General features: G+C 72.4%; 14 protein-coding genes and 1 pseudogene. 8 read left to right on the forward strand and 7 right to left on the reverse strand.

Annotation, left to right across the window (positions count from 1 at the left end):
• Positions 1-19: 19 nt before the first annotated feature.
• From NAMU_RS25625 to NAMU_RS29645, 6 genes are all read left to right on the forward strand, one after another.
• Complete coding sequence (locus tag NAMU_RS25625) at positions 20-1,024, forward strand: helix-turn-helix domain-containing protein (protein ID WP_041371643.1); 1,005 nt, start codon at positions 20-22, stop codon at positions 1,022-1,024.
• 77 nt (positions 1,025-1,101) lie between these two features.
• A complete protein-coding gene (locus NAMU_RS25630; RefSeq protein ID WP_015750247.1) occupies positions 1,102-2,499 on the forward strand; it encodes an alanine--tRNA ligase-related protein in 1,398 nt (465 codons plus the stop codon).
• 116 nt (positions 2,500-2,615) lie between these two features.
• The gene (glpX, locus tag NAMU_RS25635) at positions 2,616-3,716 is read left to right on the forward strand and encodes a class II fructose-bisphosphatase (RefSeq protein ID WP_015750248.1); all 1,101 of its coding nucleotides are present in this window, start codon (positions 2,616-2,618) and stop codon (positions 3,714-3,716) included.
• Positions 3,713-5,680, forward strand: a complete 1,968-nt coding sequence (locus tag NAMU_RS25640) for an APC family permease (protein ID WP_015750249.1) — start codon at positions 3,713-3,715, stop codon at positions 5,678-5,680. Before glpX ends, NAMU_RS25640 begins: the two co-directional genes overlap by 4 nt.
• A gap of 61 nt (positions 5,681-5,741) precedes the next feature.
• Positions 5,742-7,958: an MMPL family transporter gene (locus NAMU_RS25645; RefSeq protein ID WP_015750250.1), complete on the forward strand. Its 2,217-nt coding sequence runs from the start codon at positions 5,742-5,744 to the stop codon at positions 7,956-7,958.
• Positions 7,959-8,206: 248 nt separating this feature from the next.
• The gene (locus tag NAMU_RS29645; protein WP_015750251.1) at positions 8,207-9,634 is read left to right on the forward strand and encodes an Ig-like domain repeat protein; all 1,428 of its coding nucleotides are present in this window, start codon (positions 8,207-8,209) and stop codon (positions 9,632-9,634) included.
• 179 nt (positions 9,635-9,813) lie between these two features.
• Here NAMU_RS29645 and NAMU_RS25655 read toward each other — a convergent pair whose 3' ends face one another.
• From NAMU_RS25655 to NAMU_RS25665, 4 genes are read right to left on the reverse strand one after another with little or no spacing between them, the layout of a single operon-like run.
• Positions 9,814-10,554 carry an energy-coupling factor ABC transporter ATP-binding protein gene (locus NAMU_RS25655; protein WP_015750252.1) on the reverse strand — a complete coding sequence of 247 codons (741 nt, stop codon included), beginning with the start codon at positions 10,552-10,554 and terminating at the stop codon, positions 9,814-9,816.
• The gene (gene cbiQ / locus NAMU_RS25660; RefSeq protein WP_015750253.1) at positions 10,551-11,321 is read right to left on the reverse strand and encodes a cobalt ECF transporter T component CbiQ; all 771 of its coding nucleotides are present in this window, start codon (positions 11,319-11,321) and stop codon (positions 10,551-10,553) included. The genes NAMU_RS25655 and cbiQ overlap by 4 nt, the downstream gene beginning before the upstream one ends.
• A 5-nt stretch (positions 11,322-11,326) precedes the next feature.
• A complete protein-coding gene (locus NAMU_RS30720; protein ID WP_217180649.1) occupies positions 11,327-11,662 on the reverse strand; it encodes a PDGLE domain-containing protein in 336 nt (111 codons plus the stop codon).
• Positions 11,659-12,348 carry an energy-coupling factor ABC transporter permease gene (locus tag NAMU_RS25665; RefSeq protein ID WP_015750254.1) on the reverse strand — a complete coding sequence of 230 codons (690 nt, stop codon included), beginning with the start codon at positions 12,346-12,348 and terminating at the stop codon, positions 11,659-11,661. Before NAMU_RS25665 ends, NAMU_RS30720 begins: the two co-directional genes overlap by 4 nt.
• 185 nt (positions 12,349-12,533) lie before the next feature.
• On the opposite strand from NAMU_RS25665, the gene NAMU_RS25670 reads away from it, so the two are divergent.
• Entirely contained in the window at positions 12,534-12,875 is a 342-nt protein-coding gene (locus tag NAMU_RS25670; protein WP_015750255.1) for an ArsR/SmtB family transcription factor, read from the forward strand.
• A 190-nt stretch (positions 12,876-13,065) separates the two neighbouring features.
• On the forward strand, positions 13,066-13,947 hold the full coding sequence (locus NAMU_RS28750; RefSeq protein WP_015750256.1) for a DUF1295 domain-containing protein: 882 nt from the start codon (positions 13,066-13,068) through the stop codon (positions 13,945-13,947).
• Positions 13,948-14,336: 389 nt separating this feature from the next.
• On the opposite strand, the pseudogene NAMU_RS31625 reads toward NAMU_RS28750, so the two are convergent.
• The 3 genes and pseudogenes from NAMU_RS31625 to NAMU_RS25690 form a co-directional block, all read right to left on the reverse strand.
• Positions 14,337-15,095: pseudogene (locus tag NAMU_RS31625) on the reverse strand (alpha/beta hydrolase family protein); the annotation flags it as partial.
• 2 nt (positions 15,096-15,097) lie between these two features.
• Positions 15,098-16,399, reverse strand: a complete 1,302-nt coding sequence (locus NAMU_RS25685) for an SAM-dependent methyltransferase (RefSeq protein ID WP_015750258.1) — start codon at positions 16,397-16,399, stop codon at positions 15,098-15,100.
• Positions 16,400-16,628: 229 nt separating this feature from the next.
• Complete coding sequence (locus NAMU_RS25690) at positions 16,629-17,528, reverse strand: universal stress protein (protein WP_015750259.1); 900 nt, start codon at positions 17,526-17,528, stop codon at positions 16,629-16,631.
• Between the last annotated feature and the right edge of the window lie 4 nt (positions 17,529-17,532).

Raw genomic sequence — 17,532 nt, forward strand, 5'->3', positions numbered from 1 at the left:
CGCCGGGCACGATGAGATGGTGAAGGAACTGGCCGGACGGCTCGCCGCGCTCGACCCCGACGCGGGCGCGGCCGTCCAGGTCATCGCCTATTTCGATCGGCTGGTCGACGGTCGCGCCGGCCTGGAGGCCATCGTCCGCGGCGCCGCGGTGTTGGCCGGCTGCCCGGCCCGGCTGATCGATGACGAGCGGCGGGTCCGCATCCGGATGACCGCCAGCGGCGTCCGGCAGGACGATTCGTCCGCCCCGGACCCGCAGTGGTTGCACCGGCCGCTGTCCGCCGATGGCCCGTCCGCGCTCTGGTTGGAGCGGCCCGGGCCGGCCGGCCCGGTCGATCTGATGGTGCTGGAACGGGCCGGGAATGCGGCCCGCGGTGCGCTGGAGCGGACCCGGGGCCGAGCCGCCGCCAGCAGTCCGGACCCGGCCTTGGTCGAAACCGTGGTCGACGCCGCCGCTCCGGTGGACGCGCGGCGGCACGCGGCCCGCCGGTTGGGACTGCCCGTGGACGGCCGCGCGCGGGCGCTCGCGCGGCCCGGGGGCCCGGCCACGGTGCACGCGGTTCCGCCCGCCGGGGCGTCGGCGGCCGTGACGGGCCGGGCCGGGCTGGGGCCGGCCGTGGCCGTCCTGGACCTGCCGTCGTCCTGGGCCGACGCGCGCACGGCCCTGCGTTTCACCGCGGACGGGACCGAGCAGGACCCGGGACCGCGCATCGTCGATTTCGCCGACCTCGGCGGTCTGGCCCTGCTGGCCGCCACCGTGGGCGTGGGCACCGAGCCGGTGCCCGACGTGCGCCGGGTGGAGCGCGCCGCCGCGGCGGCGCCGTGGGTGCTGGCGACGCTGGATGCGATCGCGACCACGGCCAGCCTGCGGGCGGCCGCCACCGCCTTGACCGTGCACCATTCGACGGTGCAGGAGCGGTTGACCCACGCCGAGCACCTGCTGGGCTGGTCGGTGCACGACCCGCAGGGCCGGCTGCGCCTGCAGCTGGCGTTGGTGCTGCGCCGGCTGCATCGATCGGCGCGCTGATCGGTCACCCGATTCGGGCGCCCGAACGCGCCGGTTTCAACCCTGCTCGAGCGCCCTCGGTATGTGATCATCCGAGGGTGGACGCCGATGACATTCGCCGGATCTACCTGGACTTCATGGTCGAACGGGGGCACGTCGTCATCCCGCGGGCGCCGCTGATCCCCCGCGACGACCCGACGACCCTGTTCACCGGCAGCGGCATGCAGCCGCTGCTGCCCTACCTGCTGGGGGCCGACCATCCCGCCGGCACCCGGCTGACCGACAGCCAGACCTGCTTGCGCGCGCAGGACATCGACGAGGTCGGCGACAACCGGCACACCACGTTCTTCGAGATGCTCGGCAACTGGAGCCTGGGCGACTACTTCAAGGCCGAGCAGCTGCCGCAGGTCTGGGAGTTCCTCACCGACCGGGTCGGCCTGGATCCGAACCGCATCTACGTCAGCTGCTTCTCCGGCGACCCCGAGCACGGCATCGCCAAGGACACCGAATCGGCGGCGATCTGGACCCGGCTGTTCACCGCCGCCGGGGTGTCCGCCGACCAGGTCGACCTGGACACCGAGGAGCACGGCGGCGAGGTCGGCAACCAGGGCGCCCGGATCGCCTTCTACGGGTCCAAGAACTGGTGGTGCCGGGGCGGCCACGCGCAGGACATGCCGGTCGGCGAGCCGGGCGGACCCGACTCGGAGATGTTCTACCTGTTCCCGCAGATCGAGCACGACCCGGCCTACGGGGCGCACTGCCACCAGAACTGCGATTGCGGCCGGTACCTGGAGATCGGCAACTCGGTGTTCATGGAGTACGTGCGCACCGAGACCGGGTTCGCCCCGCTGCCCCGACGCAACGTCGACTTCGGCGGCGGGCTGGCCCGGATCGCGGCCGCCTCCATCGACAGCCCGGACGTGTTCCGGATCAACTTGCTCTGGCCGATCGTGGCCAAGCTGGAGGAGCTCTCGGGTCGCTCCTACGACACCGACACCGTGGCCATGCGGGTGATCGCCGACCACCTGCGCGGCGCGACGTTCCTGGCCGTGGACGGGGTCCGGCCCAGCAACAAGGAGCAGGGGTACGTGATGCGCCGGCTGATCCGCCGGGCCATCCGGTACGCGTTCGACCTGGGCCTGCAGCAGAACTTCTTCGCCGAGATCATCCCCACCGTCTCCGGCATGTACACGCAGGACTACCCCGAGGTGGCGCAGCGCGCCGAGTCGGTGGTGGGCGTGCTGGTCAAGGAGGAGAAGGCGTTCCGCCGGACCCTGAACAAAGGCATCAAGCAGCTGCGCGGGTACAAGGACGGCATCGGCGGCGCCGAGCTGTTCGTCCTCTACGACACCTTCGGCTTCCCGGTCGAGCTGTCCACCGAGGAGGCGCGGGCCAAGGGGATCGCCCTGGCGGAGAACTGGCGCGCCGATTTCGACGAGAAGATGGCCGAGCAGCGGGCCCGGTCGCAGGCGGCCACCCGGATGAAGATCGGCTGACCGACCCGGCCGCGCATCCGGCGCCCCGATCGGCGACACTGTCGCCGCACCGCTGACCGGCCGGACCTCGACCGGACGGAGCACGATGGACTCCCTAAGGGAAGGACGGGTCCGCGATGCTGGACGACTCGCTCGACGCCGCGGTCGACGACTCGCTCGATGCGCCATCCGCCGGACCGGGACACGACCCGGACGAGGAACTGGCGACGCCAAGGATCCCGAGCCTGGACGACGACCGGATCCTGGCCCTGGAACTGGTCCGGGCGACCGAGGCGGCGGCCATCGCCTGTGCCCGCTTCCTGGGTCGCGGCGACGACGACGAGGTGGACGGCGCCGCCACCGACGCCATGCGACCGGTGCTGGGCACCATCCCGATGCGCGGGGTCGTGGTCATCGGCGAGGGCGAGAAGGACGAGTCCCCGATGATCTACGCCGGTGAGCGGATCGGCTCGGGCCAGGGCCCGCTCGTCGACGTCGCCATCGACCCGATCGACGGCGCCGGGCTGACCGCCAAGGGCCTGCCGAATGCGATCTCGGTGATCGCGCTGGCCGACCGGGGGGCCATGTTTGACCCCGGCCCGTGCGTCTACATGGACAAGGTGGTGGTCGGCCCCGAACTGGCCGACGTCCTGGACATCGCCGCCCCGGTCGAGGACACGGTGCGGGCGATCGCCCGTACCCGCGGCGTCGACGTGCGGGACGTCACCGTCGCCCTGTTGGACCGACCGCGGCACGCGGACCTGGCCCGCCGCATCCGCAGTACCGGCGCCCGGATCATGTTCCTGCTCGACGGCGACCTGGTCGGCGCCCTGCTGGCGTTGACCGACGAGTCGGAGATCGACCTGGCCGTCGGCATCGGCGGCGCCCCGGAGGGCGTCATCGCCGCCTGTGCGGTCAAGTGCCTGGGCGGGGCCATCTACGGCAAGCTGGCCCCCCGCACCACCGGCGAGGCCCGGCAGGCCCGCGACCTGGGGCTGCACCCGGACGCCATCCTGACCACCGACGATCTGGTCAAGGGCAACAACGCCTACCTGGTGGCCACCGGGGTGACCAGCGGCGAGCTGCTGCGCGGCGTGCGATTCGCCCGGGACACCGCGATCACCCAGACCCTGTCGATGCGCTCGAGCAGCGGCGCCATCCGCACCATCGAGACCAAGCACCGGCTGTCCACCTCGATGCTGCTGCCGAGCACGAGCCCGAACTCGACCCCGGCATGACCGCCAGCGCGACCGGCAGTCACCCGCGGGTGGGCCAGCCGCCGAGCAAGCTGCGAGCCTGGCTGCTCGAGGGGCTGATCGACAAGCGGGGCAGCCACCTGGGCCCCGGCCAGGTCCCGCAGGCCGAGCACAAGCGGCACTCCTGGTGGAAGGTCATGTGCCTGACCGGCGTGGACTACTTCTCCACCCTGGGCTACCAGCCGGGCATCGCCGCGCTGGCCGCCGGCCTGCTCTCCCCGCTGGCCACCATCGTGCTGGTGCTGCTCACCCTGTTCGGTGCGCTGCCGGTCTACCGGCGGGTGGCCCGGGAGAGCCCGCACGGCGAGGGCTCCATCGCGATGCTGGAAAAGCACCTGCCCAAGTGGGCCGGCAAGGTGTTCGTGCTGGTGCTGCTCGGGTTCGCGGCCACCGACTTCCTGATCACCATGACGCTCTCGGCCGCCGACGCCACCGCGCACCTGGTGGAGAACCCGTTCATCCCTGAGTCGTGGTCGGGGCACACCATGCTGATCACGCTGATCCTGCTGGCCCTGCTCGCCGCGGTCTTCCTGCGCGGATTCACCGAGGCGATCGGCATCGCGGTGATCCTGGTCGGGCTGTATCTGGCCCTGAATTTCGTGGTCGTCGTCGTCGGGCTCGAGCACATCATCACCGCCCCGCAGGTGATCCCGGACTGGACGAACGCGCTGACCACCAGCTATTCCAGCCCCTGGATGATGGTCGGCATCGCCCTGTTGGTCTTCCCCAAACTCGCGCTCGGCCTGTCCGGCTTCGAGACCGGGGTGGCCGTGATGCCGCAGGTCAAGGGCGACCCGCAGGAGACCGAGGACAAGCCCGAAGGCCGGATCCGGGGCACCCGCCGGCTGCTGCTGACCGCCGCCGTGATCATGAGCTGCTTCCTGATCACCTCCAGCATCATCACCACCCTGCTGATCCCGCAGTCCGAGTTCGCCCCCGGCGGGCAGGCCAACGGCCGGGCCCTGGCCTACCTGGCCCACGAGTACCTGGGCAACGGCTTCGGCACCGTCTACGACGCGTCGACCATCTTCATCCTCTGGTTCGCCGGGGCGTCGGCGATGGCCGGCCTGCTCAACCTGGTCCCCCGGTACCTGCCCCGGTACGGGATGGCGCCGGAGTGGGCCCGGGCCGTCCGCCCGTTGGTGCTGGTCTTCGGCGCCATCGCGTTCCTGGTGACCTGGGTGTTCGACGCCAACGTGGACAAGCAGTCCGGCGCGTACGCCACCGGCGTGCTGGTGCTGATGACCTCGGCGTCGGTCGCGGTCACCCTGTCCGCGGCCCAACGCGGGCACCGGCCGCAGGCCGTCGGCTTCGGCGTCATCGCCGCCGTGTTCGTCTACACGACCATCGACAACATCATCGAACGGCCGGACGGGGTGCGCATCGCCTCGCTGTTCATCCTGGCCATCGTGGTGGTGTCCATGCTGTCCCGGGTCAGCCGGGCGTTCGAGCTGCGGGCCAGCAGCATCGTGCTCGACGCCAAGGCGGCCAGTTTCTTCGCCGACTACGCCGGCCGCGACGTCCAGCTGGTCGCGCACGATCCGGAGCCCGAGGGCCAACACTCGCTGGCGTTCAAGGAGCGCCAGCAGCGGATCACCAACCACATCCCGGCCGAGGACCCGATCATCTTCCTGGAGGTGACCGTCACCGACGCCTCGGAGTTCAGCAGCCGGCTGCAGGTGCACGGCACCATCCGCAACGGGCGCCGGGTGCTGGAGATGCACAGCCCGGTGGTCGCCAACTCGATCGCCGCGCTGCTGTTGCACCTGCGTGACGAGTACGGCGTGCGCCCCAACGTCTACTTCGGCTGGACCGAGGGCAACCCGGTGTCGAACCTGGTGCGGTTCCTGTTCCTGGGTGACGGAGAGATCGCCCCGACCACCCGTGAGGTGCTGCGGCGGGCCGAGCCCGACAAGAACGTGCGACCCCGGGTGCACGTCGGCTGACCATGGGTGACTTCGACCCCCTGCCCGCGACGTTCGGTACCGGGTTTGTGACGATCGTCTGATGTTGCACGCCCTGGGTCGCGCAGTCGCCCGGCATCCGGGTTGGATCGTGCTGGCCTGGGTGCTCATCACCTTCGCTTCGTTCGCCGCGGCCACCGGTGCCGTCGGCGATGGCTTGTTCGCGCGGTTGAACACCGGGCAGCTCACAGTGCCCGGCGAGTCGGATGACGGCCAGAAGATCCTGACCGACAACAGCTCGACCGGGCAGTCGATGAGCCTGCTGATGCATGGCCTGGACCCGGCCGACCCGGGGTTGGTCGAACCGGTGGGCCAGGCCCACGCCGACCTGGCCGCCATCCCCGGCGTGGCCTCGGTGGCCGAGCCGATCACCGTCCCCGGCGGGGTCGACAACCCGCAGGCCGCCCAGCTGGTGGCCAAGGACGGCAACGGGTTCCTGGTCTCGGTCACCCTGGAACCGGATCTGGCCAAGGCACCGGAGAACCAGGCCCTGGACGACGTGCAGGCCCGGCTCACCGCTCTGGGCACCGAACTGACCGCGCAGTACCCCGGGTCCACCGCCCAGGTGGGTGGCGGGTCGCTGCTGCTCGACGCGGTCACCGGGCAGGTGGAGAAGGACCTGGTCAAGGGCGAGCTGATCGCCCTGCCGATCAGCCTGCTGGTGATGGTGCTGGTCTTCGGCGGCTTCGTCGCCGCCGGCATGCCCATCCTCGGCGCGATCGCCTCCATCGGCGGTGCGCTGGTCACCCTGCTGGCCTTCTCCTACTTCATCGACCTGGACGCCAGCGTGGTCAACGTGGTGACCGTGATGGGGCTGGGGCTGTGCATCGACTACGGGCTGCTGATCGTCTCCCGGTACCGCGAGGAGCTGCGCAAACGGTTCGCCACCCTGACCACGCGATCCACCCGGGACGCCCGCACCGACGCCCTGGTCACCACCATGGGCACGGCCGGGCGGACCGTGCTGTTCTCGGCGATCACCGTGGCCATCAGCCTGTCCGGGCTGATGCTGTTCCAGGCGAGCATCTTCCGGGCCATCGGGGCGGCCGGGGTCAGCGTGGTGGTGGTCGCCCTGCTCGTCGCGCTCACCCTGGTGCCGGCGCTGCTGGCGCTGGCCGGCGCCCGGATGCTGCGGCCGGGGGCCCTGACCAAGGTGCCGGTGCTCAAGCGGCTGGCCAACAAGCTCGGCGACGTCGCCCCCGAGGAGGGCGTCTTCTCCCGGTTGGCCCGCTGGACCCAGCGCCGGCCGTGGCTGGTGATGATCGGGGTGCTGGCGATCCTCGGGCTGCTGGCCGCGCCCGCGCTGCGGCTGGAGATGCGCAGCTCCGGGGAACAGCTGCTGCCACCGTCGGCCCCCGACCGGATCTTCTTCGACACCCTGGCCGAGCAGTACCCGTCGTTCGGGCTGCCCGCCGTCGTGGTGGTCGGGCAGACCGAACCGGCGAACATGGCCGAGCTGGCCGCCGACATCTCCGAGCTGCCCGGGGTCGAACTGGTCTCGCCACCGCGCCCGGTCGGCGACGCGCACGCGGCCATCAGCGTCTTCATGACCGACCCGGACCCCGGCAGCGCCGACGCCCGGAACGTGGTCACCCACGTGCGCGAGCTCCGGCTGCCCTACCGGACCTGGGTCACCGGCCAGACCGCGCACCTGATGGATTTCACTCACGCCATCGCCACGCAGGCCCCGGCGGCGATCGCCGTCGTCATCGTGGCCACGTTCGTGCTGCTGTTCCTGCTCACCGGCTCGATCCTGGTGCCGATCAAGGCGCTGCTGATCAACGTCGTCTCGCTCGGTGCCTCGCTCGGAGTGCTGGTGCTGGTCTTCCAGGACGGCCGGTTCGAGTCGCTGCTGAACTTCTCCTCGGTCGGCGGGATCGAGGCGATCATCCCGATCCTGGTCGTCGCCCTGGGCTTCGGTCTGGCCATGGACTACGAGATGTTCCTGCTGTCCCGGATCAAGGAGTACCGGGACCAGGGGATGAGCAACAACGAGGCCGTGGTGATGGGCCTGCAGCGCTCGGGCCGGATCATCACTTCGGCGGCACTGATCGTGGTCCTGGTCTTCGGCGGCTTCGCCCTGGGCGACCTGCTGGTGATCAAGGAGACCGGCATCGCGCTGGCCGTCGCCGTCGCCATCGACGCCACCCTGGTGCGCTGCCTGCTGGTGCCGGCGACCATGACGTTGCTCGGCGAATGGAACTGGTGGGCGCCCGCGCCGTTGCGCCGGCTGCACGACCGGCTCGGGCTCCGGCACTAGGACGGGATGAAGGCGGGCGACGTGATGTGCGTCTCGTCAGCCGCCCGGCCACCTGCGCCGATCGACCGCCGGATCCGCTGACGGGTCGGAAGGCGCCGCCGGGTCCGGTAGCGTGCCGGCCACTGCTGCGCAATCGGGAGCCATCGGGGGGCACCGGCGCGGCCGTCGTGCGTCTGAGCACGGGCCGGACGAATCGTGGGAATCCCGGATTCGGCCGTGCCACCATGGATCAACGCTTGGGGGCGCCGATGCGGACCACACGAACCACCGTCACCGCGGCGAAGGCCGCGTCCGTCGCCGTCCTGCTGGCGGTGCTGACCGCCTGCAGCTCGGGCGGCGGGCTGCCGACCACCTCCAGCAGTGCCCCCACCTCGGCCAGCTCGGTCAGCTCGTCGGGGGTGGCCGACGTGTCCACCTCGGTCGCCCCGGTCGCGGCGGCCGTCCAGGTCGCCGTCTCGGTGGCCGACGGGGCCGTGCACGCCCAGGTCAGTGCCGCCGACGGGACCGCGGTCGCCGGAGCGGTGGCCTTCACCGTCGACGGGGCAGCTGCCGGCTCGGCGTCGGTGGCATCCGGGAGCGCCTCCGTGCCGCTGCCGGCCGGCCTCGCGGTCGGCGACCATGCGGTGGCCGCCGCGTTCACCCCGGCCGCCGGGGCGCTGCTGCAACCGGCCCAGGGCACCGCCGGCTACACGGTGGCCAAGGCGGCGTCCACCGTCACCGCCGGCGTCGGCAAGGACAGCATCCGGTACGGCGACAGCGAGTCGTTCCAGATCACCGTGGCCGCGCCGGGCGTCGCCGACCTCACCGGGCACGTGGCCGTCTTGGACGGTGCGACCGTGGTCGCCGAGGGCGACGTCGACGCCGCCGGCCAGGTGCGGCTCGACGTCTACAACACCGCCGATCCCGGCCCGAAGACCTACACCGCCCGCTACGACGGCAACGCCGCGGCCGAGGCGTCCACCGGCCAGTTCACCGTGACGACCACGCAGACCAACGTCGACATCGTCATTTCCTTCACCGACAACCCCGCCCCCGGCGCGGACGTCGTGGTCACCGCGGACGTGGTCGGCACCCCGCAGAGCCCGAGCGGCCAGGCCACCATCTCCGTGGACGGCACGCAGATCGCGGCCGGCGCGGTAAACGAGAAGGGCATCATCACCGGCACCGCGTCGGCGGTGGCCGCCGGTGACCACACGGTCAGCGTGACCTACGCCGGCGACGTGCGGTTCGAGCCGAACACCGCGTCGGCGACGCTGACCGTCAAGGCCCCGGTGGCCAACCCCAATGCCGCCGGCGCGGCGGCCGCCCAGGCCAGCAACCCCTGCCCGGCCAGCGCATCGGCCTGCGTCGACTTGGCCAACACCCAGGCCTGGCTGCAGTCCGGCGGGCAGATCACCTACGGCCCGGTCTCGATCACCTCCGGCGCCGCCGGCTCGCGCACCCGGACCGGCACCTTCTCGGTGTTCTGGAAGGACAAGAACCACAAATCGTCGCTGTTCAACAACGCGCCGATGCCGAATTCGGTGTTCTTCGACGGCGACATCGCCTTCCACCAGGGCAGCCTGTACGACCAGTCCAACGGCTGCATCCACCTGTCCTGGGACGCCTCGGCGACGTTCTTCAGCACCCTGTCGGTCGGCGACCAGGTCTACGTCTGGGGCGCGCCGCCGTACTGATCGGACCCGCCGCCCTGCGCTGTCCCCCTGCCCCGCCGTCCCCCGGCCCGCTTGTCGCGCCGACCCCCGGCCCGCTCGTCGCGCCGACTTGCCCCACACGCACCGCTGACGTCCGCGCAGCGGTGCGCGTGGGGCAAGTCGGCGGATGGGGGCGTGCGTGGGCGTGGGGTAGGTGCGGCTCAGGGCAGGACGTAGCCGTAGGGCAGCTCGAGCCGGTGCGCGGCCAGCAGCTCGGCGTCGCCCAGGATCTGCTCGGTGGGCCCGTCGGCGACGATCCGGCCGCCGTCCATGATCACCGAGCGCGGGCACAGCTGCAGCGCGTAGAGCAGGTCGTGGGTGACGATCAGCGTGGTCAGCCCGAGCGAGAGCACGATGTCGGCGAACTCGCGGCGGGCCACCGGATCCAGGTTGGACGAGGGCTCGTCGAGCACCAGGATCGACGGGTCCATCGAGAGCACCGTGCTGGCCGCCACCCGGCGTCGCTGGCCGAAGCTCAGATGGTGCGGCGCCCGGTCGGCCGCGCCGCTCATGCCGGTCAGGGCGAGCGCCCGGTCGACCCGAGCGGCCAGCTCGGCGTCCCGGTAGCCCAGGTTGATCGGGCCGAAGGCCACGTCGTCGCGCACGGTGGGCATGAACAGCTGGTCGTCGGGGTCCTGGAAGACGATGCCGACCCGGCGCCGGATTTCCCGCAGCGTCGGCTTGCCGACGCTCAGGCCGTCCACGGTCACCGAGCCGGCCCCCGCGGTCAGCGTGCCGTTCAGGTGCAGCACCAGGGTCGTCTTGCCGGCCCCATTGGGCCCGAGGATGGCCACCCGCTCCCCCGCGGCGACGTCCAGGTTGACCCCGAACAGCGCCTGCCGGCCGTCCGGATAGGCGAAGGCCAGCTCCCGGACCTGCAGCGTCCCGGCCGGCCCGCTCATCCGACCGTCAGCGCGGCGGCGCAGACCACGGCCGCGGCCGCCGGCACGGACAGGGCTCGGGCCCAGGACCGCCGCGGCGCCTGCTGACCCGCGCGGGCGACCGGCCCGAAGCCGTACCCGCGGGCCAGCATGGCCACGTACACCCGCTCGCCCCGCTCGTAGGACCGGACGAACAACGCACCGGCGGTCTGGGCCAGCCCGCGGACCTGCCAGAGCCAGCGGGGATCGTCACCCCGGGAGACCCGGGCGATGCGCATCCGGGCCAGGTCGGCGGCGAGCACCTCGCCGTAGCGGATCATGAACGTCGCGATGGCCACCAACGCCGCCGGCACCCGCAGCCGCTCCAGCGCCCGCAGCAGGTCCGGAACCGTGGTGGTGGCGGTCAGCAGGGCCGACGCGGCGACGCCGAGCGTGCCCTTGACCGCGATGTTCCACGCCCCCCACAGTCCCGGCTCGGACAGCAGCAGCGGACCGACCTGCACGTAGGGGGCGGTGCCGACGAACGGCAGGAAGACCGCGAACAGCAGGAACGGCACCTCGACCAGGCAGCGGCGGGCCCACCGGCGCAGCGACACCCGGGCGGCCAGGGCCACGATCAGCAGGATCACCGCGTCCACCGCGAACGCCCAGAACGCCTCCCGCGGGGTCGCCACCACCGCGAACACGAACAGCACGGTCGCGACGACCTTGCACTGCGGAGCCAGCCGGTGCACCCCGGAGTCGTGGTGCACGAACAGCACGTGGGTGTGGCCGTGCCCGCCGCCCATGCCGGTCAGTCCCGCGCGGCGGACGTGCGTGCGACCGAGCGGCGGCGCGACCAGCGGATCGCGACCAGCAGCCCCGCCCCGAGGGCGAAGCACAGCAGCACCCCGATGACCCCGGACAGGCCGGTGGACAGCGCGCCGTGGTCGACGCCGCTCACCGAGTAGTCGGCCAGCGGGCTGCCCCCGGTCGCATGTTCGGTGGCGTTCTCGGCGAAGCCCTGGTCCAGCGCGACCCGCTCCAAGCCGTCCGGCTCGGAGCTGGCCCAGGGGCTGACCGCGAACGCCAGCAGCAACGCCAGCGCGAGGCCGCCGGCGATGAACAGGCCGATCGACCGGCGGCTCATGACGGCTGCCCGGCCGGATCGCCGGTGACCAGGGCGGCGCGCAGGTCCTGCGCGCCGTAGACCAGGTCGGGCCGGGTGGCCATCACCGCACCGACGGTCAGGCCGGTGATCACCGCCTCGCCGATGCCGATCAGCATGTGCACTCCGATCATGGCCACCGCGACGGTGCCGGTCGACGCGCCGCCCGTCCCGCCGATCGCGTAATACCCGACGAAGACGATCGATGCGGCGACCACCCCGCACCAGCCGGCCCCGCCGGCGGCCAGGGTGACGCCCGTCCTGGAGCGGGGCAGCACCAGGCGCAGCAGCCGGAAGATGCCGTAGCCGACGAAGCAGGTGGTGTAGCCCATCAGGATGATGTTCAGGCCCAGCGCGGTCAGGCCGCCGTCGGCGAAGACCAGCGCCTGCACGATGAACACCACCGACATGGCCAGGCTGCCGACCCACGGACCGACCAGCACGGCGGCCAGACAGCCGCCGAGCAGATGCCCGCTGGTGCCGCCGGCAACCGGAAAGTTGAGCATCTGCAGGGCGAAGATGAAGGCCGCGACCAGGCCGGCCAGCGGCAGCTGCCGGTCGTCCAGCGCGTCGCCCGCCTTCTTGATCGACACCGCGATCAGACCGGCCGCCAGCACCCCGCCGACGATGGACGTCGGCGCGTTGATGAACCCGTCGGGGATGTGCATCCCGCCTCCTCGGCGCTGCTGGGCCGGACGAACCAGCCGATCATAGACCCACGTCTGATCATCGGCTCAGACGTTCCGATTTCGCTGACGACCTCCGATCGAGGGGCCACTTGCGGACCTTTGCCCGGCCCAAGGAACGACCGAATGTGGCCCCTCGATCCGGGCCGGGCTGACAGACTGGAGCGGTGGACACACCGACCGCGGACCCCGGCCACACCCTCGGGGCGGCCGATCCCGGAGTGATCGACGACTGGGCCGAGCTGTTCCAGGCCCTGTCGGACACGAACCGGCTGCGCATCCTGCTGGCCGTGCACCACGCCCCGGGGATGAACGTCACCGACCTGGCCGACACCGTCGGGATGACCGCCAACGCGACCTCGCACGCGCTGGCCGCGCTGCGGGTGCGGGGCATCGTGCGGGCCGAGCGGTCGGGTCGCGAGCGCCGGTGGAGCATCGCCAGCGACGAGATCCACACGCTGCTGCACCAGGTCGGCGCCACCCACTCGCCGCTGCACCCCGAACACTGACCGCGATGGTCGAGGCCGGAATTCGGCGTCCGATCGGGCCCATCCGGGGGTCCGGCGGCTCCGAACAACCCCCGGGCGGAGCTGGTTCCCGACCGCGGTCAGAGGGGTTCGCCGGTCGGGAACCGGTTGCCGGCCGACCGGCGGAGCACCCCGAGCTCTCGATGGCCCCAGCAGGAAAGGCGGATCGGTGATGAATGGCTTCCTGATCGTCACCGCGGCCGCGTTGGCGACCGCCGCGGCGGTGATGGCGGTGTCCTTCCTGGCCGGGCGGGTGACCGGCAAGTACTCGGTGATCGACGCGGCCTGGGGGCCGGGGTTCGCGGCGATCGCGCTGGTGACTTTCGTCGTTTCGGGCCTGGTCGCGGGCTCGTCCGCCGGCCAGAGCCCGGGCGATGGCACGCTGCGCCTGCTGGTGCTGGGCATGGTGGTGGTGTGGGGGCTGCGGCTGGGGACTTACATCCTGATCCGCAACCACGGCAAGCCCGAGGATCCGCGGTACGCCGAGATGCTGGCCGATGCCGGTGGACCCGGCGTGATCGTGCGCAAGGTGCAACTGCCCCAGGGCGTGACCATGTGGTTCGTCTCGCTGCCGGTGCAGGTGGCGATGGTGCTGCCGGGGCCGGCCGGACCGATCATCTGGGTCGGGTTGGCCGTGTACCTGGTCGGCCTGGTCTTCGAGACCGTCGGGGACGCCCAGCTGGCCGCCTTCACCCGCGACCCGGCCAACAAGGGCAAGCTGATGGACCGCGGCCTGTGGCGCTACACCCGGCACCCGAACTACTTCGGCGACGCCTGCGTCTGGGTCGGCATCTTCCTGACCGTGACCTGGTCCTGGTGGGGTTGGCTGACGGTGCTCTCACCCGCGCTGATGATCTGGCTGCTGGTGGCCAAGACCGGCAAGGCGCTCACCGAGCGGCGGATGAGCCAGTCCCGCCCCGGCTACGCCGACTACGTCGCCCGCACCTCGGGGTTCGTGCCCTGGCCGCCGCGGCGGTCCTCGTCCGGCCCGTCCGGAGGCCCGTCCGGCTCGTCCGGCGGTTCGGCGGGCAGCACGGTGGCCAACCAGTCGTAGACGACCTGGTCCCAGACCCGCTGGCCGAGCCCGCCGCAATGGCCACCGGCGCCCTGCGCGGCGGTCAGCTCGACCAGGGTGGTGGGTGCGTGGGTCATCGCCGCGATCAGGGCCGGTCCCCCGCCCCCGACGAAATCGCCCTCGCATTCGACGACCAGCGTGGGGCAGGCGATCCGATCGGCCACGTCGAGCAGGGTGTAGCGGCGCAGCTCGGTGAAGTAGGCGGAGACCTTGGTCAGCCCGTGCACGGCCAGCCGGGCCCCGAAGAACTCCCGCCGGTCGACGCTGACCCGCATCTGGGCGGCCACGATCAGCGGGGCGATCACCCCGGCCGGCCCCTGCGGGACCCGGGCGCCCAGGTCCGGCTGGGCCGGGTCGCACACCAGGGCCGCGATGCGGTGCTCGAACGCGGCCGCGCGCGGGGCCAGGTACCCGCCGAAGGAGCGGCCGATCAGCACCAGCCGATCGGCCCGCACGTCCGGCCGGGCGGCCACCAGGTCGACCACCGGGGTGAGCACGACCTCGAAGTCCGGCCGCATCCACAGCCGGTCCCGGTACAGCGCGGCGCCCTGACCCGGGCCCTCGAAGACCACCGCGTTGTAGCCGCGTTCCAGGGCTCCGGTGACGAAGACCAGACCCTCCTCGGCGGTGGAGTCGTATCCGCAGGGGGCCAGCACCGTCGGCCGGGGCGCGCCGCTGCCGTCCGGGGCGAAGAAGTAGGCCTTGAGCGTCGTCCCCTGATAGGGCACGGCCAGCGTCTCGACGGGCGTGTCGAACAGCTCGACGGCGGCGGTGAACGCGCCGACCTGGGCGGCGTAGGCCCGGCGCAGGCTCGGATCGTCCAGGTCCCGGCGCAGGAAGAAGTACGCCTGGCGGTAGTACTCGGCCGCCCGCAGGAACGCGCCGCGGGCCGACGCCCGGTCCTGCGCGGCGGCCGCGGCCTCCGCGCTCGCGCGGACCGCCTCGGCCCGACCGAACCAGGCGTTGTACCAGCGCTCGGGGTCCGGTTTGCCGATCTCCCGGGCCGTCGCGAACGCCTCGCCCAGGTCGGCCATGCCGGCGTAGGACGCCGACAGGGTGCGCTGGAACTGCCCGTCGTAGGTCTCCTGGCCGAACGCGACCGTCCCGGCCTTGCCCGATCGAGCCATGATCAGTCCCGCTCCCAGGCCCGGCGGGTCGGCGGCATCCCGGACCGGCCCGGGGTGGCGCCGCCCTCGTCGGGCCGGCAGGCCAGGATCTGGTCGACGCCCATCCGGTTCTGCTCGAAGGCCAGCCCGCCGCCGATCAGGTACAGCCGCCAGACGCGGGCGTTGACCTCACCGGTCATCGCCACCACCTCCGCCCAGCGGTCCTCCAGGATCCGGAGCCAGGCCAGGGCCGTCCAGCCGTAGTGCTCGCGCAGCGCGTGCACGTCGCGGACCTCCAGCCCGGCCTCGCCGAGCATCGACACCGTGCTGCCGACCGGCTTCATGTGCATGTCCGGGGCGATGTAGGTCTCGATGAACGGGCCGCCACCGGCCTGGGTGCGACCGCGGGACATCTGCTGCACCAGCGCCCGGCCGCCGGGCCGCAGCACGTCGTGCAGGATCCGGGCGAACACCGGGTACTCGTCGTCGCCGACGTGCTCGCCCATCTCGATGCTGGTCACGGCGTCGAAAGCGGCCCGGTCGGTGCCGCTGCCGATCAGCTCGCGGTAGTCGGCCAGCCGGACGGTGACCAGGTCGCTCAGGCCGGCCGCGGCGACCCGCTTGGCGACGAAGTCGTACTGCGCACGGGACAGGGTGACCCCGACCGAGCGGGTGCCGTAGTGCTCGGCGGCGTGGCAGATCAGCGAGCCCCAGCCGCAGCCGATGTCCAGGTGCCGCTGGCCGGGGCCGAGCCCCAGCTTGCGGCAGATCAAGTCCAGCTTGGCCCGTTGCGCGTCGTCCAGGTCCTGGTCCGGGCCCTGGGTGAAGTAGGCGCAGGAGTAGGCCATGGTCGGGCCGAGCAGAAGTTCGTAGAACTCGTTCGACAGGTCGTAGTGGTGGGCGATGGCGGCCCGATCCCGGTCCCGGGAGTGCTTGTCCCCGGACAGCAGCGCGTGGGCGCCGGGGCGGGGCGGGCGACGCCCGAGCGCCCCCAACCGGGCGGCGGCCACCGCGAGCCGCGGGTAGTCCGTCAGCCGCAACCGCGGCCGGGCCAGGTCCCCCTGGCGGGTGGCCGCCCACACCGCGGACAACCCCGCCGCCAGATCACCCTCGACCTCCAAATCGCCGGCCAGGTACCCCTCGGCCAGGCCCAGTTCCCCGGGCGAATACACCAGCCGGCGCAACGCCCGCCGGCTGACCACCAGCGTCGGCGCCTCCGGCGGTCCGGTCTCGCTGCCGTCCCACGCCCGGATCCGGATGGGCAGCGGGCCGCCGAGCACATGCTCGGCGACCCCGGCGATGCGTTGCGCGGACGTGATCGGCACGCGGACCTCCCCAGGACATCGGGGCGGCGCACCGGACGACGGGCCACCGCCGGCGTCGAGTGGATCATGCCGGGACGACGGCGGGACCCTTGGGGTCCGTCGAGCGGCGTCGACGACCGCCACCATGGGGCCGAACCGGCCCGCACGGGCGTCGGGAACAGCCGGCGACGCCGCTGTCCCCGGCGCGGCCGGCGCATCCGTCGGGGTAGATGCGCCGACCGCGCCGAGCTCATGGGCGCTCGGTGACCGCGCCGCGGACCACGACGACCGGCCAGGGGCTGTGGCCGATCAGAGCGTGGCTGGTGGAGCCCAGCAGCAGGCCGGAGAAGCCGCCCCGGCCGCGGCTGCCGACGACGATCAACTCGGGCGCCGGGCCCTGCGGGTCCGCGCGGAGCAGCTCCGGCACGGTCCGGCCGTGACGTACCTGCGGCGTGACGACGACGTCCGGGTACTTCTCGGCCCAGCCGGCGAGCTGTTCGGCCAGCACGGCGTGTTCCTCGTCGGCGGCCGCGTCCGGCGCGACCGCCCACCCGGAGCCGCGCGGGGCGACGTCGTCGACGACCAGCACGGCGTGCAGGGCGGCGCGGCGCCGGTCGGCCTCGTCGAAGGCGAACTCGACGGCGGCCTCACTGGTCCGCGACCCGTCGACGCCCAGCACCACCGGCCCGGCCGGAGCACCGTCATCCCGCATCGTGCCGGCCGGGATGACGGCGACCGGGGACCGGCCGTGGGCGGTCAGGTGCTGGGTGACCGAGCCGAGGATCGCCTCGGGGATCCGCCCGCCGCCTCGGGTGCCGACCACCGTCAGCACGGCCCGCTCGGACCACTGGACCAGCACCGGGCGCGGGTCGGCCCGCACCTGGCGGCCGGTGATCTCCAGCTCGGGGTCCTGCGCCCGCAACTGATGGGCGACGTCGGCGAGCAACTGCTCCCCGGCACGGTAGAGCTCCTCGGTCAAGTCCGTCGGGATCGCGTAGCCCCACCCGGCGAACACCGGGATGTCGAAGGCGTGCACCAACTGCACGGCCACATGCCGCAACCCGGCCTCGCGGGCGGCCCAACGGGCGGCGGTCAGGGATTCCGGCGATCCGTCCAGTCCGACGAGGATCTGCTGCCGGACGCCAGTCATGATC

This window comes from Nakamurella multipartita DSM 44233 (assembly GCF_000024365.1).
In the GTDB taxonomy this organism is placed as follows: Bacteria; Actinomycetota; Actinomycetes; order Mycobacteriales; family Nakamurellaceae; genus Nakamurella; species Nakamurella multipartita.